Here is a 21,597-nt window from a genome sequence, read left to right as displayed (position 1 = left end):
GATGACGAAGTCTCAAGAAACCCAGTATGAATCCTCTGGTGCCCCGATCCGCATCTCCGGAATCAGCAAGACCTACAAAGAGCTGACAGTGCTTGATTCAGTTGATCTGGACATTCGCGGAGGTGAGTTCCTGACATTGCTTGGGGCCAGTGGTTCCGGCAAATCAACGCTTCTGAACATCCTTGCCGGATTCGTCAAGCCCTCGGGTGGCACCATAGAGGTCGACGGCGTGGATGTGTCCCGTCTGCCGCCGCACAAGCGCGGACTGGGTATGGTGTTTCAGCACTATGCCTTGTTCCCGCACATGAGCGTGGCAGAAAACGTGGCGTACCCACTGAAGCGGCTGGGCGTCCCCAAGGCTGAAATTATCCGCCGGGTAGGGGAGGCCTTGGACATGGTTGACCTTGGCCGCATGGCAAACCGCAAGCCCACCGAAATTTCTGGTGGTCAGCAGCAACGTGTGGCGCTGGCGCGTGCCATCGTGTTCCGCCCCCGCGTATTGCTCATGGATGAGCCTCTTGGAGCGTTGGATAAGATGCTACGCGAGCAGCTGCAGCTGGAAATCCGCAAGCTGCACAAGGACATCGGCATCACGTTTGTCTTCGTCACCCATGACCAAGACGAGGCACTGACCATGTCAGACAGGATTGCCTTGCTCAAGGATGGGCAGATTGTTCAGCTAGGCACGCCAGAAGAGCTGTACAACGCACCGAGCTGCCGGTACGCCGCTGAATTTGTGGGTGTATCCAACATCTTCCAAGGATCCATTAAGAATTCCGCATTTATTGACGGGCAGCATGCCCGCGAGTTCAAACTGCCCCTGGGGCATGCCAAGGAGGGCACCGGGTTAATGATCCGGCCAGAGCATATGCGTGTTTCTCCTGCCGGCCAGATAACCAACACCATTCATGACCAGATCGGAGCTACCGTGGAAGATTGCATCTACCTTGGCAGCAGCCGGACAGTCCAGGCCCGCACGGATGCCGGTGCCCTCTTGATTGCCCGCACCGAAGTTCCCCGCTCACCTGATGGCATCCACGCAGGGGCCCAGATTCAAATGCATTGGGAAGCCGCCGATGCCCGAGTCCTGGCCTAGAACAAGACGGACGCTATGACGTTTGACAATATTGTGGTGGAGCAGGAGGGGCCACTGCTGTGGCTCACCTTGAACCGCCCCGCCGAAGCCAATGCGCTCAGTGATACCTTGGCTGATGAATTTTGCGCCGCCATCGAATTGGCGCAAAACGATCCTGACTGCCACGTTGTGATCCTGCAGGGCAATGGAAAGTATTTTTGTGCCGGTGGCGATGTTCACATGATGGCAGCGGCGCAGGACCCGGCTCGGTTCCTGAAGGCGCTGGCAGAAAAGATGCATGAAGGGTTGCTGAGTCTTGCACACTCACGGCTCATCACCATTGCTGCCGTCCATGGGTTTGCTGCCGGTGCCGGCCTAGGCCTGGTGCTCAATGCCGATTTTGTGCTCGCATCGGACAAGGCTGGCTTCGTCTCGGCTTATGGCAACGTGGGGTTGAGCCCTGATTGTGGCGTCTCGTATCTGCTTCCTCAGATAGTGGGGCACCAGCGCGCAGCCCAAATCTGCCTGCTGGGACGCCCTGTCACAGCTCAAGAGGGCCTTGCTTGGGGACTGGTGAGCGAACTGGTGCCTGCTGAAGAATTGGTTGAACGAGCCCGCGCGCTGGGGACACAGCTGACAGCGGGTGCAACACAGGCTTTGGGTCCCACCCGGCAGCTTCTCAAGCGCGCCAGTAACGCGGGTTTCGCTGCGCACCTGGCGTTGGAGGCTGAGAGTATTTCCTCGATAATTTCCCATCCCGACACCAACGCGCGCATCCAAGCATTTGTTGCCAAGAGCACTGCTTGAGATGTGAATAGGCGCGGGACCTGATTTTCTTTGCTCGGGATCTAAAGGGGTTAGCGGGGTCAGCCACAGCGAAACCCAGCCCAGCAACGGGACAACGGGCGCGCCGTGGCTGACCCACCGAGGAGAACCGTTGTCAACAATGGCCAACGAAGGTCTTGGGATAGGGAAGACTTTTACAGCGCGGTGGGGCGGGGCCTGCTGGGGTTGGACCTATTGCCATGCGGGCCCCGTGCGGACCTGGATGCAGACCCTTCCTAACCGTGTTTGACGGCAATTCATGCCCAGAAGCATCAGATGAGGGTTTATGCCACCGGAGCATTCGAATACTTACACAGCCAAGTCCGCACCATCAAATATGGTTACGCCACTAATTCTGGTCACTGGCTAGGCGTGAATTATGGCAAGAAAACTCTCAACTTCTAGCTGCTGTCCTGAAGGTGGGATGGGTCCTCTTGAGAGTGGTGTGAGCATCTTGAGGCACCCTTGAGTGAAACCTGAGTAAACCTTGAGGCACCCTTGGTAAAAGCTGTGAATAACCTGATTTTTGTGTGGCATAGTGGAGCCTAGGTCGGGATTTGCCCCGAATCTATCCACGTTTGGTCCAGAATCGCGGCTTCACTGCTAATCCGGTCGAAGGACTTCTAAGAATCCCTGGGGGGAATCATGGCTCAGAAAAAGTTCAGCAAGAAAACCAAGCTCGTCGCCGCTACGGCAGGCCTCGTTCTAATCGGTGGTGGCGCCGCATTCGCTTACTGGTCCACCACAGGTGCTGGAACCGGAGCCGCGACCAATGCTGACTCCAACGGCACGGTGACCCTCGTTGCCAACTTTGCCCCCGGGCTTACCCCCGCTGGGACAAGGGCTGTCACCTACACGGCGAGCAACCCGGGCACGTCCAGCCTGTACGTCGGGACCCTGAAGAACGTAGTCACCACCAGTGACATTGGTTGCCTTCCAGCTGACTTCACCATTCCCGACGTTGTTTCCAATACGACAGTTGCAGCTGGTGCTGTTGACGCACCCTTGACGGGCACTGGAACACTCACGTTCAAAGACACCGCCATCAATCAGGATGCTTGTAAGAGTGCCACGATTACTTTGACTGTCACTTCTAACTAACTGATCCGCGTAGGGGCGGTCCCGGAACGGGGCCGCCCCTACGCAATGCCCGGCGAAACATGGGCGCAAGCAACCGATAGGGGCCGAGGTGGAATCACCACGTCCGCTTAAACGCGGAACCGGGATAGTGGCGACGAGCGCTTTCCTAGTCCTTGTCCTTGCCTTTGTTGCTATGTTGGCGTCCGGTACTAGCCCTGCCTGGTCTTTTTACAGTGCGGCCGGTGCCGGGACAAGTGAACCAGTTTCATTAGGAACACTCCAGCCGCCCACCAACGCTACCGTCCCGTCCTCAAGTACCGGAACAGTTCCGGTGTCCTGGACAGCCGCAACCCTCACTCCGCGCCCCACCGGGTATTACGTCACAAGAACAAAAACCAGTGATGGCACCACATCCGCTGCCTGCGGGACCACCCGGACCTCACCAATCGTCGGGGTTTCCTGCAATGACATCCTGGTGTCTGTCGGGGTATACCGTTACACGGTTACTTCCGTCTACCGGAGCTGGACCGCACCCAGCACCCTTTCCGGCAGTGTCAACGTCACGCCAGCCGGCTCCCCGAGCAAGCTCGGGTTTCTGGTTCAACCCTCCAGCTCTTCCTCGGCTCAAGCGTTCGCAATCCAACCCCAGGTGGCCATCCAAGACTTTCAAGGCAGCATTGTCACCAGTGGTACCCCCCGACTAGTTACTTTAAGTGCTTCCGGTGGAACTCTCAGCGGTTGCGCAGCATCATCGCCAGCGAATTCGGCGATGACAGTCAATGGAATCGCCACATTCTCCGGATGCCGGATCACCGGGCCCGGCAGTTACACACTCACCGCCACTGTGTCCTCACTTACCAGTGCCGTCACTTCTTCGTTTACTGTCGCCGGTCCGGCCACGAAACTAACTTTTACGAGCTCGCCGTCGAACTCCACCGGGGGCATAGCTTTCGACACCGACCCCGTTGTTACAGTCCAAGACAGTGCAGGTCGCACAGCGACCGACGCTACTGCCTTGGTTACTCTGAGCATCAGCGGTAATCCCTTGGGTGCGATCCTGAGCTGTGACGATAACCCCATCACACCCTCTGCGGGTAAAGCTGAGTTCTCCGAGTGCAGCGTCAATAAGGCCGGCACCTACACATTAACTGCCGCGTCTACCGGCCTTACTAGCGCTACTAGCGCAAGCTTCACCATCCTGGTAGGGCCAGCAAGTAAGCTCGGCTTCACCTCCCAACCCTCTCCGACCTCCACAGGCGGGGTACCCTTCACTGCCCAGCCGACGGTCAGCATCCAAGACGCCGGCGGAAATACAGTAACCACCAGCACGGCAGTGGTAAATTTGTTCCTCACAGAGACAAAAGGCGCGTCTTTGGCCTGTGCAGCCACCACCCGGGCCGCCTCGTCGGGAGTCGCTTCCTTCACAGGTTGCAGTATCGATAAACCAAACACCAGCACATTGACCGCAACATCAGCCGGTCTGGCCTTCGCCTTCAGCACCGTTGTGACCAATACCGTGGGCCCAGGAGCGAAACTAGTCTTCACCACGAGCCCGGGTAATGGCGCCCGCAATGCCGCCTTCCCGGTTCAACCAGTAGTCACAGTTCTGGACGCTGGCGGCAATACTGTGACAGCCAGCTCAGCCCCGATCACACTAACACTCACAACACCGGGCACTGCCACTCTCGCATGCACCCCAAACACCACCAAAGGTGCCTCCTCCGGCATCGCCACGTTCACCGGCTGCCAAGTAAATACAAACGGAACGTACAGTCTGACAGCAACATCGGCTGGTCTTACCAAAGCCCTCAGTTCCACCTTTGTCATGAGCACCCCACCGCCAAGAATGATCTTCAGCACCCAGCCTTCTGCCTCGGTATCTGCAGACACGGCCTTCCCCATCCAGCCCGTCATTACCATCCTGACTGCGAACGGTGCCACGGCGACAGGTAACACTTCCACGATTACCTTGAGCCTGAATGATGCGAACGGTGCCACGTTGACCTGCGCCGCAAATAGCCGTAAGCCCATGAATGGTCTTGCCGCTTTCTCCGGTTGCTCTATCGATAAACCCGGCGTTTACACACTTACTGCAAAATCCAGTAATGCCAAAATTGTTCCTATTAACAGCGCTACGATCACAGTGACGGGACCTGCCGCGAAACTCGCCTTCACCACTATGCCCACCAGCGGGACCGCTGGAACCGTTTTCACTACCCAGCCATCAGTGGCCATTCATGATGCTGCTGGCAATGCCACCCCCAGCACCGCTCCAGTGTCCCTGACCCTCACTACACCCGCCGGTGCAACACTGAGCTGTACCGCAAACCCTAAAGCAGCTGTAGCAGGAACTGCCAGCTTCAGTGGTTGCAGCATTAACACACCCGGCACCTACACGATAACTGCCACCTCCCCTGCACTAGAGAACGCGGTAAGCGCGAACTTGACGATCACGGCGGGGCCTGCCGCCAAACTTGTCTTCACGAGTGTCCCCACCGATGGTAAGGGTGGGGCGGCCTTCGCTACCCAGCCTGCAGTTGCAATACAAGACGCCGCAGGGAACACCATCACTACCAGCACTGCTTCAGTGTCCCTAACCCTCACCACACCCGCCGGCGCTGTTCTCCTCTGCGATAAAATCACTCAACCAGCGGTGGCAGGAATCTCCAGATTCACCGGCTGCCGTATAGATATACCCGGTACCTTCACGCTTACTGCAACCTCTGGTTCATTCGCCTCGGCCGTGAGCGGAATAATCAAGATCACCCCTTAGCCGCCGACGGATATGTTTGCATCAACAACAGACATAGAGAGAGTCAAGCCCGAAACTGGGCGGGATACTCCGCCAAGACTGCGGAGACTTCCTCACTGAACCCCAGAAGCGCACATCTTGTTGCGATCCGCGACAGCGAGGACCTGACTGAAGATCCTTTGAGAGATGTTCCAATTATTTTCCGGGCCACCCAAACACCGAAGATTGATACTTTAAGCGGCCGTTGTCAATCGTCTGCCTCTTCCTCGAAGTTCTTGTTCTTTGATTCAAAAAAGATGAGAACTGACGGTGCCCCAAAAGTAGAGATAGCGGTGATCTAAAAGAAAATGGCGGGGATTCCCGGCCACAAGTGCGGGCCGTTGATTTGGGGAATCCGCGTCACAACGAACATGAGGATAAATGGCGGAGAGCCGACGATCCGATACTTACGAATTTAATTCACCTTCACTTAGTGCAGGGAGAATAGACAATGGTCCAGGCCATTGCCTTGCCACCGTCAATCACAGCCTGATCAGTTGATGCGCTCACGCAATACGCGGCAAACTCCGGCTGGTGGATAACTGCTGAAGCAGAATCCACCGTAATCAGGGGATGGATTGAGGGCACTAGGTGCGAGAGGTTACCCATGTCTGTGGAGCCCAAGAGGGAGGACGCGGCGCTGGATGTATCAAACACCCTGTCCAGACTCTGGGCATTACGTTGATACAACTCCACCAACTCCTAATTGTTTAGCATTTCCATGTACGCAGGGGAGAGCGATGTGCTCGAAAGCATACAGCCCGTTGCCAAGGCAGCAGCCTCAAAACAACGCTGCACCCGTTCTTGTAAAACCTGCAGTGATTCGAAATCTGCAGCACGCAGATAGGAGTGCGTTGACGTTTTCCTGGGAATGATATTGGGGGCTTCACCACCGTTGCTGACTATCCCGTGAACTTGGTCCGTGGGCTTGAGTTGCTGGCGGAGCAAAGCTATGGCGACTTGTGTGATGGTCAGTGCGTCGCTGGCATTGATGCCCTCTGACGGGGCCGCACGAGCGTGGGAATGCTTTCCCGCGAACTCGACGAGGATATCTAAAGTTGACAAGGTACGTGCAGTAGAAACATCGCTAGTGCCGGGGTTTACCATCATGGCCGCATGCGTCCCGTCAAAGACTCCGGCATCAATCATGATGGCCTTGTCCGCACCGTTTTCCTCAGCAGGTGTCCCGAATACCTCCGCGGTAATTCCCAGCCTTGAAGTGAAGGGCGCCAAGTGACGGGCACCAGCGCCAATGCCGCAGCCACTGCCGGTCCGGCAATGATGTTGTGCGCGCAAACATGACCAATTCCGGGCAGCGCATCGAATGCCGCGCAAATATCACCACCAATTCGCCTTCACCAATGGTGGCAACAAAGGCGGTAGCGAGCTCTGCGACTCCGGAGGTGATCTCATAGCCAGCATTGGCTAAGACGGAGGCGGTCCATTCAGATGCCTGAAACTCCTTGAACCCCAGCTCCGGGTTCCCATGGATTCCAAAAAACTCGGGTTCGAGGCGGTGGCTGATAGTTCCCGCACTATCCGGGTGCCATGACCGCAACTGCTGACTCGCGGTTCAGGTAATAAATCAACTGTCCGGTGAATCACGGTAGATGTCAACGGTCTTGGTTAATATCTACATCAGAAATAGCTTTTTTACATGCGAATCTCAAATGTATATGCATATTCTGAGGTGCTTGTAGCATGGGAACTGACCCGGAAATGTGACGTAGCCCGCTATTTTTCAACATTTTTCGCGGTGGGTGAGCTGCAGATCCCTCCACACACTGAGTGGGTTGACCACAATCCAGGCTCTTGACAAATGATCCAAGTCTCGTGAATGCTGAATAGCGGTTCAGTAAAGAATTTCCGATACATAGGAGTTATGCATGTCAGTAGCAGTTGAGAATGCGCCGGCCAAGACCGTGGTCCCTTCCTTGCTGGAGATTAGCTGGACTGATCCCGTGACCGGATACAAGGGCTACTTGGTGATCGACAGGCTGGTCCGGGGGGTTTGCAGTGGCGGTCTCCGCATGCGCAAGGGATGCACCCTGGACGAGGTTCGCGGACTCGCCCAAGGCATGACGCTCAAGGAGGGACTGCACTACCGTCCCGGCGCGCGGTATGTTCCGCTCGGAGGGGCTAAGGGTGGCATTGACTGCGATCCGCACGATCCCAACATGCGCGCTGTTCTCAAGCGCTTCCTGCAAAGCGTCAGCGCACTGGTCAGTGCCCACTGGACCCTGGGGGAGGACCTGGGTGTGCAGCAAAAGCTCATTGACGAGATCATTGCGGAGCTGGGACTGGAGAGCTCCGTGCAAGCTGTCTATCCGCTGCTGGAGGATCGCGCTGCTGCCACGGAGCGTTTGAGCCGTGCATTTGAGATTGATATAGACGCAGTGGGGCTGGGAGAGTTGGTTGGGGGTCTCGGAGTTGCAGAATCAGTTTTAACGGCCCTTGATGCATTGGGGCGCCGCAGGGAAGGGTCCCGCGTGGTGATCCAGGGCTTCGGCTCTATGGGCGGTGCCACGGCACGCTACCTCTCACAGGCTGGCCTGTTGGTGGTTGGCATTTCAGATGCCAATGGAGTCATTGTCAACCCGCAGGGGCTAGATGTTGAGGCTTTGCTGGCGTCCCGTAATTCATTTGGCGAAATTGACCGCGCGGTCATGAGGCCTGAGGATGCCTTGGTTCCACGTGATCAGTGGTTGCGCATTGAGACTGATGTTTTGGTGCCTGCCGCCATTTCCTACTGCATCACCGCAGAAAATCAGCACGAAATTGCGGCTTCACTCATCGTGGAAGCTGCGAATATGCCGGTTCTCAAAGAGGCTGAGGAGATGCTCCTGGCTCGCGGCATACAGGTGGTGCCGGACTTCGTCTCTAACTCCGCCACAAATGCGTGGTGGTGGTGGATGCTCTTTGGTGACATTGATGCCGATGCCCAGCAGTCCGAAGCGATGATTCGGCGGGAAATGAGCAGGATTGTCTCGGATATGTTTGTGCGCTCAGTACGTGATGGGTCATCACTGCGCGATGCTGCACTGGCTTTCACTCGTGAGCAGCTGCTTGCCATTGATGCGCAGTACGGTACGGCCTAAGCAACTGGGCACTCACTTCCTTGGGGTCCGTCAGGTGTGCTATTGGGCGTGCCGGCGGGTGCCCCAGGGCGCCAGTGCGGAAGCTCGCAAAATTTCCACCGCCAACATTGACAACTTGCGTGATGCCAGTCACACTTAGTTATATAACTGACTGGTTAGTTAAAGAACTTCCGGTAACTGTTGTCGGGCCAGTGCAGGAGCCCCAGCCAAAGGCGGCGGGTCCTGCACTGGACCTCAACAAAGTCTCACCTACCAACTACGGTATCCATTCGGATGCCAAGACTCAGAAGCATTCGGAGGCAACTGATGCCAGCGTCCTCGCTCAAAGCGTTTCGTGATCCCTCATCCGTGGCAGTGGTTGGTGCCTCGGATGATCAAGCTAAATGGGGTTACTGGCTAGCCCGCGGGGCCTTGTCCGGAGCGCATCGCCGCGATGTGTACCTTGTCAACGGATCAGCTGCAACCGTCCAGAACGAAACGGCCTACTCCAGCATTTCGGCATTGCCGGGCGTACCTGAACTCGTTGTTCTGTGCGTCCCGCCGCGCTTTGTTACTGAAGTGGTCCGGGAGGCCCTCGCCGCCGGCGTCAAGGCGTTTCTGGGCATCACCGCAGGTGTGCTGGAAGAAGAAGCCCTCGGAGCCATGATTCGCGCCGCTGGTGCACGCATCATTGGCCCCAACAGTCTGGGACTTTTTGATGCTTCCTCTTCTTTGCAGCTGGCATGGGGGCATTTCAGCCCGGGTCCGCTGGCCATCATCTCCCAAAGCGGGCAGCTTGGATCTGAACTGGCCATCTTGGCTGCGCGTGCCGGCATGGGTGTTTCTCGCTTTGTCTCCATTGGAAATCAGCTGGATGTGAACGCTGCGGAACTCGTTGCTGATCTGGCAGATCACGAACAAAGCAAAATCATCGCCTTGTATTTGGAGAGCTTCACCAGCGGAGTTCAGCTGGTGGAAACCATCCGTGACCTGTCCCTGGCAGGAAAGACAACCTTGGTGCTCACCACCGGAGCCAGTGATGCTAGCCAACGTCTGGCCCAGTCCCACACCGGGTCACTCACCTCCGCCCTTGACACTGTTGACGCTGCCTGCCGTGCGGCTGGGGCCATCCGTGTAGCCACCCCCACCGAGCTGGTGAACGCCGCCCGTTACTTGAGTGTTGCCGCAAAACCGGCCAGCCGGCGCACTGCACTCATCAGTGACAGTGGTGGGCAAGGTGGCATAGCAGCAGACGTGGCCGCAGTCCACGGTCTGGACGCACCCATATTCTCCGAACAGTTGCAGCGCCAGCTCGCGGAAATTCTGCCCGCCGGTGCCGCAGTATCCAACCCCATCGACTTAGCTGGAGCCGGGGAAGCGAATCTGGATGTGTACGCCGATCTGGTGGAGGTTCTGATGAGCTCCGGTGAAGTGGACTCGGTGGTCCTCTCTGGATACTTCGGTTGCTACGGCTCAGACACGCCCGCCATCGAGGCCCGTGAACTCAGCGTTGCAGACCGTATGGCGGACATTGTCAAGGCCGCCGGGATGCCCCTGGTTGTCCACAGTATGAGTTCCGACTCGGCCGTGGTGGCGCGCCTCTGGGCTGATGGCATCCCCACCTACCCGGGCATCGAGATTGCACTGCGGACGCTGTCCTTGGCAGCCCAGCTAAGCGCGTCCCCGGGGCGGGTGCTCGGCTCGCCGGAGCAGAAGCTGGCCGAACCGGAATCAGGATACTGGCAGGCTCGTGCGTTTTTGGCGGAACTGGGCATCGAGGCGCCGGAAGGACGGCTGGCAAATAATCGTGCCGACGTGGCCCGGGCCAGCGAAGAGTTGCGCTACCCTCTCGTCTTGAAGGCCGGTTGGCTTGAGCACAAAAGTGAGCACGACGGCGTGAAGCTGGGCTTGGGCTCGGCCGAGCAGCTGATGGCAGCCTTCGAGGATATGCAGGCGCGGCTGGGGGACGGCGAGTACGTAGTAGAGGAACAGGATATTCGCCAAAATACCGTAGAAGTGCTGGTAGGTGCCCGCCAGGACAGGGACTTTGGTCCGGTTGTCACGGTAGGAGCCGGGGGTACGGAAACGGAACTGCACAAGGACATCAGCGTAGAGCTGGCGCCAGTGGACCACGCTACCGCGTTGGAGATGATTGGCCGGTTGAAGTGCCTGCCGCTCTTGCAAGGATGGCGCGGCCGCCCGGCCACCGACATCCAGGCACTGGCCGCCATGGTGGTTTCAATTTCCGAAGCCGTCGCAGCTAACCAGAACATCACAGAATTTGAAGTCAATCCTATCCGTGTGGCCCCTGAAGGGGCTCTCGCAGTCGATGCATTGGTGCTCACGGCTGCCGCGGTCAACGCATGAAGGAGAACGCCTTGCTTGTTCCGGATATCAGAGAAGAATTTGCTGGAAAAATTGCGGTCGTAACAGGTGGCGGCTCCGGCATTGGCCGCGCCATCGCCGCCCGCTACGCAGCAGCCGGCGGAAAAGTCATTGTCATAGGACGCCGAGAAGAACCGCTGCAGGAGACTGTACGGCTCATTACTGACGCTGGTGGCAGCGCCGATTACATCTCCTGCGACGTCCGTGATGCCCAGGGCATGGCAGATGCCATCAACTCTGTTGTAGAACGCGAAGGACGCATTGATGCGTTAGTGAACAATGCGGCCGGCAACTTCATTGTCCCCGGCGAGGACCTGAGCCCCAACGGCTGGAAGGCCGTCATTGACATTGTGCTCAACGGGACCTTTTACGCAACCCACGCAGCAGCTCAGCACATGCTGGCGGCCGGCAGCGGAAGCATCCTGAACGTCATTGCCAGCTACGCCTGGCACGGACATCCGGGCACAGTGCACAGCGCAGCAGCCAAGGGTGGCATTGTGGCCATGACCCGCACGCTTGCCGTGGAATGGGCAGCCCGCGGAGTTCGAGTGAACTGCATTGCTCCCGGACCCACCGAAACTGAAGGTGCCGGTGCCGCGTTGTGGGGCACCGAGTCCGCCCGTGAAAAGGTCCTCAGCGGCGTCCCGGCAGGCCGGTTCGCCAGCCCCGCCGAAATTGCCGAGTCCGCCAACTACCTCCTGAGCCCGCGTGCCGATTACGTCACCGGTGAAGTCATGGTGGTGGATGGTGGCCAATGGTTAGGTAAGTCCGTCTACACAGATGAGCGAGTAAAAGCATGAGCGCCCTTACAGGTGGAGAAGCCCTGGTTGCCGGTCTGGCAGCCCACGGCGTGGACACCATTTTTGGTATCCCCGGAACACACAACTTGGCCGCCTACGCCGCCATGCCCAGCTACGGCATCAAGCACATCTCGCCGCGGCACGAACAGGGAGCCGGCTACGCAGCCGACGGTTATGCCCGCTCCTCGGGACGCCCCGGCGTGGTCCTTACCACCACGGGCCCCGCCATCCTCAACGCCGCAGCAGCTGCGGCCCAGGCGTACTCGGATTCAATTCCGGTGCTGTTCATCTCTCCCGGCATGCCGCTGGCGCACCCCGGCCGCGGCAACGGCTTGTTGCACGAAATCAAGGATCAGGGGGCAGCATTGGCGGCCGTGGTGGCCTACAGCCACCGTGTGACCTCCGTGGCAGAAATCCCGTTGGCCGTTGCCCAGGCGTTCGCTGCCATGGCAACGGGCCGGCCACGTCCGGTACACCTGGAAATCCCGCTGGACCTGCTCGATGAGGTGGGGCAAGTAACTGTGGTGCCGCAGGTGGCCGCCGGTCAGCTCATGGCACCTACAGCACAAATCCAGGCTGCTGCGGCCGCGCTCAGCGCAGCTCAACGCCCGCTGCTTTTGGTGGGCGGTGGGGCATCCCGGGCCGCGGCCCAGGTCAAGGACCTTGCACAAGCACTGTCCGCGCCGGTCTTTGCCACCACCAACGGCAAGGGCATTTTCCCGGAGGACCACGTACTGGCCGTTGGTGCTGGAGTCCAACACCCCAGCACTTTGGCTGCCTTCAACGATGCCGACGCTGTTGTGGCGATCGGAACAGAACTTTCCCCCGCGGACTGGTGGCTGGGGCTGCCGAACCTGGCGGGAAAACTGATCCGGATCGATATTGACGCCACCTCCATCAACACCAACGCCATCCCCGCCCACGCTCTGGTGGGCGAGAGTGTAGCCGTCTTGACGGCGCTGCTGGCGAACCTCAGTGCCACTAATACGGCCACTGATACGGCCACTGATGCAGCCACGGACGACGCCGCCGCCTCCATCGCTGCCCAGCGTATGGTGGCGCTGCGGGCGGACTTTGAAACGGACGCCCAGACTGAAGGCGGACCCTGGTTGGAGATTGTGGACGCCATTGCAGCGGCCCTGCCCCGGGACGGCATTGTTGCCGCAGACAGTGCCATGGCTTGTTACTACGGGGCCCTGTCAAACCTGCCGTTGCACCGTCCCAACGCGTTCTTGTATCCCACAGGTGTTGGCACGCTCGGGTACGGGTTACCGGCGGGAATTGGTGCCAAAGTTGCCAATCCAGAAGCCCCGGTACTGGTCCTGCACGGTGACGGTGGCATCATGTTCACCATTGCCGAACTGGCCATGGCCGCGGAGCTTCGCCTAGCACTGCCCATCGTCATTGTAGATAACGGCGGCTACGGCGAGATCCGCAATGAAATGGCTGACCGCGGCGAACCCGTGCACGCTGTGGCCTTGGGCAGCCCGGACTTTCCGGCGCTCGCCAGGGCTCTTGGCTGCTACGGCGTAGCCATTGCCAACGCCAGTGAACTAGGTAGCGCCATCAAAACAGCGCTCGACGCCGATAGGCCCACCGTTTTGCACATCTATGAGGACAGCCGTGCCGCAGCGGACATGCTGGCCGCCAAGGAGGCACTGTGAACACCGCGGTCATGACCTGGTTCCGTGACGACGTCCTCATTGGCGGTAGCTGGCAACAGGCCGGGGCTACGCAGGAGGTAGAAAACCCGGCCACCGCCGAGGTGATTGGCTCGGCAGCTCTGTGCGATGGGGCCACTGTGGATGCTGCTGTAGCTGCGGCCCGCACGGCAGCTAGCGCTTGGGGTGCCAAAACTGCCGGTGAGCGTGCCGATGCCATCGACGCCCTCGTTGCCGTGTTGCGGCAGCGCCGTGAGGAGCTCGTTGCGGTGACAGTGGCAGAAGTTGGTGTTTCCGTTGCCAACGCCCGTGCCTGGCATGTGGATCTGGCCATTGATTTGATGGCTGCCGCAGCCACCAACGCACGCAACTATGCCTTTGAGGAAGAGTCCGGGACCTCTGTTTTACTGCGCAAACCGGTAGGTGTGGTTGCCTGCATCACCCCGTGGAATTACCCGCTTTACCAGTTGGCGGCGAAGGTTGGTCCAGCCCTGGCCGCAGGGTGCACGGTTGTGCTAAAACCTGCGTTACTGGCGCCGTTGTCCTCCTATATTTTCGCTGAGGCCACCATTGAAGCTGGGCTGCCAGAGGGCGTTTTCAACCTCATTAGCGGTGCAGGCAGTGCCATTGGCGACGCTCTGACGGGCCATCCCGGAGTGGACTTTATCTCCTTCACCGGTTCCACCACAGTAGGCCGTGAGGTGGGGGCCACCGCTGCCCGCAACCTCAAACGCGCCTGCTTGGAACTGGGCGGGAAATCCTCCTCCATCATCTGCGCTGATGCTGATTTTGCAGCGGCCGTGACCGGAACCGTGGACGCGGCCATGCTCAACAGCGGCCAGACCTGCAGTGCCTGGACCAGAATGCTGGTCCCGGCACAACGCTATGAGGAAGCTCTGGAACTGGCAGCTGCCCACGTCAAAACTCTTGTGGTGGGAGACCCCACTGCGGAGAGCACCGATCTGGGCCCGCTGGTTAGCGCCAAGCAAAAGGCTGATGTACTTGCCGTCATTGACGGTGCCTTGGGCCGGGGCGCCCGGCTGGTGACGGGCCCGCCCGTCTCAGCCCACGCCGTCGGACACTATGTAAACCCGACCATCCTGGCAGATTTGGCGCCCACTGACCCGGCCAGTCAGCAGGAAATCTTTGGGCCTGTGCTGGTGGTACACGCCTATTCCAGTGAGGCCGAAGCCATTGAGATTGCCAACGGCACGGTCTACGGACTAGCCGGTGCGGTGTGGGCCGGCAGTACCGAGCGGGCACTGGAGATTGCTCGGCACCTTGACACCGGCCAGGTTGATCTCAACGGTGCCCCGTTCAACCCGCAAGCCCCCTTCGGTGGGTGGAAGGACTCCGGAATTGGCCGTGAACTCGGAGTGGCCGGCCTGGAGGAATACACAGAAATCACTGCGGTGCAGCGATGAGTTCACCCCTTGCGGTGTACACCGACGTGGACGGCACCGATCTTCAGCCCGGTATTGAGCTCTTGGAAGCAGCCGGTTTTGAGGTCCGGGTGGCCAATAGTTCAGACCCTGACGTCATTGCCAAGGTAGCCCAGGGCGCACAAGCCCTGCTGATTGGCTATTGCGTGGTTGATGAGGCTCTCCTGGAGCGCCTTGAGGGGTTGAAGATTGTAGCCACCCAATCGGTGGGCGTTGACACGGTGGATCTTGCTGCTGCCACCAAGCGCGGCATCTGGGTGGCCAACGTGCCGGGGGCGGCCACGGAGGAAGTTGCCACCCACGCCTTCGCCATGGCCTTGTCTTTGCTGCGCGGGCTGCCCTTCCTTGACCGGAGTGTGCAGGCCGGGCAGTGGGACGGCACAACGGAGAGGCTGCTCAGGCTCTCCGGGGTGAGTGTTGGCGTGGTGGGGCTGGGCCGTATTGGTGCCCGTTTCGCCAAGCTCATGGGACCTACTGTGGGAACCGTGCTGGGCTACGATCCCTACCTTCCAGCACCCGACGGCGTCCAGGCGGTGGGGCTGGATGAGCTCTTCACCCGCAGCGACCTTGTCAGTTTGCACCTTCCACTGACCGAAGAGACCACGGCCCTGGTGAACGCGGACCGGCTCGCACTCATGCCGAGGGGATCGTTTTTAGTCAACGTTTCCCGTGGCGGGTTGGTAGATCACCCGGCACTGGCGCGGGCATTGGAAAGCGGCCAGCTAGGTGGGGCCGGCCTTGATGTGCTGGCCGTTGAACCACCGGCGGCGGGGGAGGCGATGCTCGGCAACCCCCGGGTTCTACTGAGTCCGCATGCCGCGTATTTATCCGAGCAGTCAGCGCGAGACTACGTGGTGCAGCAAGCAGAAAATGTTCTTACTTGGCACCACCGCCAGATCCCGGAACACCCCGTGAACAGCCCGCTTGCGGCACAGTTCACGGCCTAGACCAAAACACTTAACACCAAAAACAGGAGAAGACCATGGCAAAGAAGAATGTTGAATACTGGCCGTTGAACGATGAGCAGCGCGCCATCGTTGAAATGGTCAAGGATTTTGCTACCAACGAGATCCGTCCCCGTGGCCGCGAAGTGGATGAGGCGGACACCGTCTCACCCGTGGACATTTTCCAGAAAGCCGCAGTGGTGGGCATTACCGATTTCATGATGCCGGAGGAATATGGCGGTGGCGGCTACACCGATGCTTTCACCCAGTGCCTGGTTCAGGAACAGCTGTGCTGGGGAGATCCCGGCATTGGCAACTTTGTCTGCTCCAACGGCTTCTTCGCTGACCCCATCCTGGCGCTCGGAAACGAGGACCAGAAAAAGAAGTGGCTCACGCCCCTGTCCGGTCCTGATGCACCGTTTACTGCTCTGGCCACTACGGAACCGGGCTCCGGCTCTGACTCCGCCTCCATGGTGACCCGCGCTGACAAGGTTCAAGGCGGTTACTCCATCAACGGCCAGAAAGCGTGGATCTCCAACGCCGGCCTGGCAGATCAGTACGTGGTATTCGCCAAGACTGACCCCTCAGAGCGGTCCAAGGGTGTCACGGCGTTCCTCATGAAGAAGGACACGCCCGGCATTTCCTTCGGGGAGCCGATGAAGAAGATGGGCCAGCGCGCCATTGTGTGCCGCGAAATGTTCTTTGACAACGTCTTTGTACCCGAAGAAGATCGCTTGGGCGAAGAAGGCCAGGGCTTCTACGGCCTCATGAAGACCTTCGATGTATCCCGTGTTGTCCTGGCAGCAGCGTCCTGCGGCGCCGCCCGTGCAGCGTACGAATACGCACTGGACTACGCCCGGACCCGCACTCAGTTCGGCAAGCCGATCATTGAACACCAGGCTGTGGCGTTCCGTCTGGCAGATATGGCCACCCGCATTGAATCGTCATGGTTGATGACGTTGCATGCAGCCCGCCAGCTCGACGCCGGTGAGGACGTCAATGGCCTGGCCGCCATGGCTAAACTGCAGGCCTCCGAAACCGCCATGTTCGTCACCTGGGCGGCCGTGCAGACCCTCGGTGGTTGGGGCTACTCCCGCGAGTACCCGGTTGAGCAGTGGATGCGTGATGTCAAGCTGGAGGAAATTGAGGAAGGCACCTCGGACATCATGCGCTTGGTGATCTCCCGCAACCTCTAGCATCACCAGCCAACGGCCTCACCCAGCAGGCCCACGCAACAGGTCCACCCATCAGGGATGAGAAGGAAGTACAACGTGAAGATTGCAGTGTTGGTGAAGCAGGTTCCAGACACCGGGGAGCAGCGCAACCTTGACCCCGTGCAGGGGAGCTTGGACCGCTCAGGGGAGAACTTGTTGGATGAGATCAACGAACGTGCCCTGGAAGTGGGGTTGAAGTATAAGGACGCCAACAAAGGTACCGAGGTGGTTGTTATCTCAATGGGCCCGGACACCCTGACTAAGGGCTTGCGTAAAGCCCTCTCCATGGGTGCCGACTATGCTCTTCACGTGTGTGATGCCAGCCTGGCCGGTGCGGATGCGGGACGGACGGCGGAAGTGCTCGCCGCCGCCCTGCGCCACACCGGCGCGGATCTGGTGTTGGCAGGCAACGAGTCAACGGATGGTCGCGGCGGTGTTGTGCCAGCCATGATTGCCGAGCGTTTGTCGCTGCCACTGATGAGTGCTGTAGACACCGTAGAAATTTCCGGCCAAGAAGTAATAGGGGAGCGCGGCACCGAAACAGGTTCAGTGCGGCTCAGCGCACCCTTCCCGGTCATGGTCTCGGTGACCGAACGCTGTGGCGAAGCCCGGTTCCCCAGTTTCAAGGGCATCATCACCGCCAAGCGCAAACCTCTGTCAGTGCTGGGTCTTGCTGAGCTGGGCCTTGCCGACTTGGGCTCACTGCCTTCTACCGGAACAGCGGCTTCCAGCATTGTGATCAGCACGGTGCGCACCCCAGCCCGGACTGCTGGCCGAATTGTTGTTGATGAAGGAAATGCCGGCACCGAATTGGCGGCGTTCCTGCGCTCCAGCCGTTTGATCTAGGACATAAGGACCATCATGAGAAATGTCTTGACACTTATTGAAACCACTGAAACCGGCGCATTGGGCACTACTACCGCAGGTCTGCTCGGAGCCGCAGCCAAGATTGGTACACCCGTGGCTGTTCTAGCCGTAGCTCCCGGCAGCGGCGCCAAACTGGCAGAACAGCTCGGTGCCTGGGGTGCTGAGACGGTATTCCTGGCTGAATCGCCGAACGTTGGCCAGCTTGTGGTGGCCGCGGATCTTGCCGCACTCACGGCAGCGGCTCAGGCCCTGAAGCCGGTGGCCATTGTGGCCGCTAACTCCGTGGCCGGGCGCGATGCGGCCGCCCGGTTCGCGGCCCGCACCGGTGCAGGATTATTGGCGGACGTTGTTGATGTCCGTGTTGAGGGTGATTCAATCATTGGCACGCACTCCGTCCTGGGCGGTGACTACACGGTGGAAGCCACCGTGAGCGGCGGTGCTGCGGTTCTCACCGTCCGTCAGGGCGCCATTGAGGACAAGGCCCCGGCCGCCACCCCTACCGTGACTACCATTTCGCTAGATCCTGCCCAGGGACCGTCAGTGACAATCCTCTCAAGCACAGCACCCACCACAGCCAGTGACCGTCCTGAACTGCGCGGTGCGGCCCGGGTAGTGGCTGGCGGACGCGGGCTGGGCTCCTCCGAGAACTTTGCCTTGGTAGGCCAACTCGCCGATGCGTTGGGCGCTGCCGTGGGAGCTTCCCGTGCGGCAGTGGATGCCGGCTATGTCCAACAGTCGGCGCAGGTGGGCCAGACCGGTGTGAGCGTTTCACCGCAGTTGTATATTGCCCTGGGTATTTCCGGGGCCATCCAACACCGGGCCGGTATGCAAACAGCCAAAACCATTGTGGCCGTGAATTCAGATGCTGATGCACCGATCTTTGAGGTTGCAGACTTTGGCATTGTGGGCGACGTCTTTACCGTGGTGCCTCAACTGATCTCCGCGCTGGAAGCACGCTCAGGCGCATGACGGCGCTGCAGAACAAGCCCTCCCGAGTAAAGAAAAAGGTGCGGCTGGCACTCACGGCAAGTGCCGCCGCTGTACTTCTGGTTTTGATGGTGCTCGGGGCGAAATGGCTCCGCGGCACTGAGGGGGTGCAAGACTTCCTGATTCAGTACACCGGGCATTCGGCGCTGCCAGCGGGTGCGCCTGTGGGGTTGCCGCCCTGGCTGGGGTGGCAGCACTTCCTGAACGGGTTCTTCCTGTTGCTCATTGTGCGCACCGGGTGGCAGGTGCGCACCACTACGCGGCCCGGCGCCTATTGGACGCGCAATAACAAGGGGCTGATCAAAACCAAGGGGGCGCCGAAGAAGATCAGCCTTGACCTGTGGTTCCACCTGAGTTTGGATGCGCTGTGGGTGTTGAACGGGATTGTGTTCATGGTGTTGCTGTTTGCCACGAATCAGTGGATGCGGATTGTGCCCACCAGCTGGGATATTGTCCCGAACGCGGCCTCGGCCATGCTGCAATACGCGTCGTTCAACTGGCCGCTGGAATCCGGCTGGGTCAACTACAACGCGCTTCAGGTGCTGGCGTACTTTCTGACAGTGTTTGTGGCTGCGCCCTTGGCATTGATCTCCGGGCTGAGGATGTCCCCGGCCTGGCCAAAGAATACCGTCCGGCTAAATAAGGCCTTCCCCATTGAGGCGGCCCGGGCACTGCACCTACCCGTGATGCTTTACTTTGTAGCCTTCGTGGCTGTGCATGTGACCTTGGTACTGACTACCGGGGCATTGCACAACTTGAACCATATGTATGCAGGGCGAAATGACGGCAGTTGGCTCGGCGCTGGCATCTTTGCTGGCTCCCTTGCCGTTATGGTGGCTGCCTGGTTCATGGCGCGGCCATTGTTTCTGCGGCCCATCGCCTCCCTTACCGGCAAAGTGAGCCGCTAGCAGGCCCAACCGCGGGCCCGCGGTGGGCAGCCCGCTGCCCGCTTGCCGCGGTGGGCGGGAGGCCTCGGGTGGGCAGCCCACCGCCCGCTTGCCGCGGGCGCACCACCATAATGAAACTTCTACACGAAGGACACACGCAATGAACGCAGCAGCGATGAATGCCGAGAAAATTGTCATCCTCGAGGGCGCACGGACCCCCATTGGTAGTTTCGGTGGGGTTCTCAAGGATGTGCCAGCCCATGAACTCGGTGCCGCCGCAGCCCGGGCGGCTATTCTGCGTTCGGGCATATCAGGGGAAGATATTTCCGAGGTGGTGATGGGCTGCATCGGGCAGGTGGGGGCCGATGCGTACAACGCACGCCGCGTGGCGCTGGCAGCTGGCCTTCCGGAGCGCACCCCGGCGTACACAGTGAACCGGCTGTGTGGCAGCGGGCTGCAGGCCATCTGGTCAGCAGCCATGCAAATGCAGTGGTCCGGAACAGACTTCACCCTGGCCGGTGGCAACGAGTCCATGACACGCATGCCGTTCTACGATTTCGCTGCCAGGGCCGGTAACCGGCTGGGGGACCGCACACTTGTGGATGGGACCGTTGCCATGTTGACTGACCCGTTCAGTAACATCCACATGGGTGTCACAGCGGAAAACGTGGCCCGCAAGTATGGCGTGTCCCGTGAGGATCAGGACGAATTTGCCCTTGAATCCCAGCGTCGGGCAGCAACACCAGCAGCGCAAGCCGCCTTTGCCGAGGAGATCACTCCTGTGGAGGTGGGCGGACGCAGGCCGCACACGGTCACCTTGGATGAGCATCCCAAACCAAACACCACCTTGGAAACACTCGCCGGGCTCCGTCCAGCCTTTGAAAAAGGTGGGACTGTCACCGCTGGCAATGCCTCAGGAATCAATGATGGCGGCGCAGCGGTGGTGCTGGCCCGTGCCGGTGCCGCACTGGAGCGTGGACTCCAGGGATTAGTGACTCTGGAAGCCGTCACCACGGCCGCCCTGGATCCATCCTTGATGGGGTATGCGCCCACCTTGGCTCTGCAGAAACTGTTCGCACAGACAGGAACAACTGCGGCTGATATTGACACGATCGAGCTCAACGAGGCCTTTGCCGCGCAGGCAGTTGCTGTTATGCGCGATGCCGGTTTGGACCCTGCCAAGACCAACCCTTACGGTGGCGCTATTGCCCTGGGCCACCCCGTAGGTGCCACGGGTGCCATGCTGAGCCTGCGCGTTGCCAAGGACTTGGTCCGGCGTGATATGGAACTGGGTGTGGTCACCATGTGCATTGGCGGTGGACAGGCACTGGCAGCCTTGTTCCGCAGAGTTTCCTAGCCTTCGCTGGGCCGGACTTTGGCTGGTCTGTTGCGGCTGGTCTTCTTGTGGCTGGGCCAGAAGTTGCCAGTACGACGCCGTTGCTCGAGCATGACTTTCGGGGGACGGCGTCGTGCTTGGCTTAGAGAGCGCCGGGTTGCTGGGGCCCAACCACAGCAGGCCGGTGCGCAGTGGCTCCAAGTTGCCCCAAATTGCTCCGATCAGG

19 protein-coding genes are annotated in these 21,597 nt (G+C 59.6%); 15 read left to right on the top strand and 4 right to left on the bottom strand.

Features of this window, described 5'->3' with window-relative positions; genetic code table 11:
* Position 1: 1 nt before the first annotated feature.
* The 3 genes from ABIB48_RS07025 (at position 2) to ABIB48_RS07015 (ending at position 3,001) form a co-directional block, all read left to right on the top strand.
* Entirely contained in the window at positions 2–1,096 is a 1,095-nt protein-coding gene (locus tag ABIB48_RS07025) for an ABC transporter ATP-binding protein (RefSeq protein WP_110104520.1), read from the top strand.
* Positions 1,097–1,111: 15 nt separating this feature from the next.
* Positions 1,112–1,882, top strand: a complete 771-nt coding sequence (locus ABIB48_RS07020) for an enoyl-CoA hydratase/isomerase family protein (RefSeq protein WP_354212539.1) — start codon at positions 1,112–1,114, stop codon at positions 1,880–1,882.
* Between the two features lie 663 nt (positions 1,883–2,545).
* Positions 2,546–3,001, top strand: coding sequence for a hypothetical protein (locus ABIB48_RS07015; RefSeq protein ID WP_354212538.1), 456 nt, complete (start codon positions 2,546–2,548; stop codon positions 2,999–3,001).
* 207 nt (positions 3,002–3,208) lie between these two features.
* Here ABIB48_RS07015 and ABIB48_RS07010 read toward each other — a convergent pair whose 3' ends face one another.
* Positions 3,209–3,337 carry a hypothetical protein gene (locus ABIB48_RS07010; RefSeq protein WP_354212537.1) on the bottom strand — a complete coding sequence of 43 codons (129 nt, stop codon included), beginning with the start codon at positions 3,335–3,337 and terminating at the stop codon, positions 3,209–3,211.
* Between the two features lie 412 nt (positions 3,338–3,749).
* Here ABIB48_RS07010 and ABIB48_RS07005 point away from each other — a divergent pair, with 412 nt between their 5' ends.
* Positions 3,750–5,753 (top strand): hypothetical protein, encoded by a 2,004-nt coding sequence (locus tag ABIB48_RS07005; protein WP_354212536.1) that lies wholly within the window; start codon positions 3,750–3,752, stop codon positions 5,751–5,753.
* A 444-nt stretch (positions 5,754–6,197) separates the two neighbouring features.
* Here the strand turns inward: ABIB48_RS07005 and ABIB48_RS07000 are convergent, their stop codons facing one another.
* Genes ABIB48_RS07000 through ABIB48_RS06990 form a run of 3 tightly spaced genes read right to left on the bottom strand, consistent with a single transcriptional unit; the run spans position 6,198 to position 7,329 of the window.
* A complete protein-coding gene (locus tag ABIB48_RS07000; protein ID WP_354212535.1) occupies positions 6,198–6,461 on the bottom strand; it encodes a zinc-binding metallopeptidase family protein in 264 nt (87 codons plus the stop codon).
* A 12-nt stretch (positions 6,462–6,473) separates the two neighbouring features.
* Positions 6,474–6,920, bottom strand: a complete 447-nt coding sequence (locus ABIB48_RS06995) for a peptidase dimerization domain-containing protein (RefSeq protein ID WP_110104513.1) — start codon at positions 6,918–6,920, stop codon at positions 6,474–6,476.
* A 25-nt stretch (positions 6,921–6,945) separates the two neighbouring features.
* A complete protein-coding gene (locus ABIB48_RS06990; RefSeq protein ID WP_110104512.1) occupies positions 6,946–7,329 on the bottom strand; it encodes a hypothetical protein in 384 nt (127 codons plus the stop codon).
* A 328-nt stretch (positions 7,330–7,657) separates the two neighbouring features.
* On the opposite strand from ABIB48_RS06990, the gene ABIB48_RS06985 reads away from it, so the two are divergent.
* The 11 genes from ABIB48_RS06985 (at position 7,658) to ABIB48_RS06935 (ending at position 21,392) form a co-directional block, all read left to right on the top strand.
* On the top strand, positions 7,658–8,869 hold the full coding sequence (locus tag ABIB48_RS06985; RefSeq protein ID WP_110104511.1) for a Glu/Leu/Phe/Val dehydrogenase dimerization domain-containing protein: 1,212 nt from the start codon (positions 7,658–7,660) through the stop codon (positions 8,867–8,869).
* 306 nt (positions 8,870–9,175) lie between these two features.
* Positions 9,176–11,215 carry an acetate--CoA ligase family protein gene (locus ABIB48_RS06980; protein WP_354212534.1) on the top strand — a complete coding sequence of 680 codons (2,040 nt, stop codon included), beginning with the start codon at positions 9,176–9,178 and terminating at the stop codon, positions 11,213–11,215.
* The gene (locus ABIB48_RS06975) at positions 11,212–12,033 is read left to right on the top strand and encodes an SDR family oxidoreductase (RefSeq protein ID WP_110104509.1); all 822 of its coding nucleotides are present in this window, start codon (positions 11,212–11,214) and stop codon (positions 12,031–12,033) included. The genes ABIB48_RS06980 and ABIB48_RS06975 overlap by 4 nt, the downstream gene beginning before the upstream one ends.
* The gene (locus ABIB48_RS06970; RefSeq protein ID WP_354212533.1) at positions 12,030–13,697 is read left to right on the top strand and encodes a thiamine pyrophosphate-binding protein; all 1,668 of its coding nucleotides are present in this window, start codon (positions 12,030–12,032) and stop codon (positions 13,695–13,697) included. The genes ABIB48_RS06975 and ABIB48_RS06970 overlap by 4 nt, the downstream gene beginning before the upstream one ends.
* Positions 13,694–15,118 (top strand): aldehyde dehydrogenase family protein, encoded by a 1,425-nt coding sequence (locus tag ABIB48_RS06965; RefSeq protein ID WP_354212532.1) that lies wholly within the window; start codon positions 13,694–13,696, stop codon positions 15,116–15,118. The genes ABIB48_RS06970 and ABIB48_RS06965 overlap by 4 nt, the downstream gene beginning before the upstream one ends.
* Positions 15,115–16,083: a C-terminal binding protein gene (locus ABIB48_RS06960; protein ID WP_354212531.1), complete on the top strand. Its 969-nt coding sequence runs from the start codon at positions 15,115–15,117 to the stop codon at positions 16,081–16,083. Before ABIB48_RS06965 ends, ABIB48_RS06960 begins: the two co-directional genes overlap by 4 nt.
* A gap of 35 nt (positions 16,084–16,118) precedes the next feature.
* Positions 16,119–17,276, top strand: a complete 1,158-nt coding sequence (locus ABIB48_RS06955) for an acyl-CoA dehydrogenase family protein (protein ID WP_315914814.1) — start codon at positions 16,119–16,121, stop codon at positions 17,274–17,276.
* A gap of 75 nt (positions 17,277–17,351) precedes the next feature.
* The gene (locus ABIB48_RS06950) at positions 17,352–18,140 is read left to right on the top strand and encodes an electron transfer flavoprotein subunit beta/FixA family protein (RefSeq protein ID WP_110104505.1); all 789 of its coding nucleotides are present in this window, start codon (positions 17,352–17,354) and stop codon (positions 18,138–18,140) included.
* A gap of 15 nt (positions 18,141–18,155) precedes the next feature.
* Entirely contained in the window at positions 18,156–19,130 is a 975-nt protein-coding gene (locus tag ABIB48_RS06945; protein WP_354212530.1) for an electron transfer flavoprotein subunit alpha/FixB family protein, read from the top strand.
* The gene (locus tag ABIB48_RS06940) at positions 19,127–20,056 is read left to right on the top strand and encodes a cytochrome b/b6 domain-containing protein (protein WP_110104503.1); all 930 of its coding nucleotides are present in this window, start codon (positions 19,127–19,129) and stop codon (positions 20,054–20,056) included. The genes ABIB48_RS06945 and ABIB48_RS06940 overlap by 4 nt, the downstream gene beginning before the upstream one ends.
* 139 nt (positions 20,057–20,195) lie before the next feature.
* Positions 20,196–21,392, top strand: a complete 1,197-nt coding sequence (locus tag ABIB48_RS06935) for a thiolase family protein (RefSeq protein WP_354212529.1) — start codon at positions 20,196–20,198, stop codon at positions 21,390–21,392.
* Positions 21,393–21,597 lie beyond the last annotated feature (205 nt).

Origin of the sequence: Arthrobacter sp. UYCu511 (assembly GCF_040547105.1) — a bacterium.
Taxonomy (GTDB): Bacteria; Actinomycetota; Actinomycetes; order Actinomycetales; family Micrococcaceae; genus Specibacter; species Specibacter psychrochitiniphilus.
This window is presented reverse-complemented; position numbering and strand designations above follow the sequence as displayed.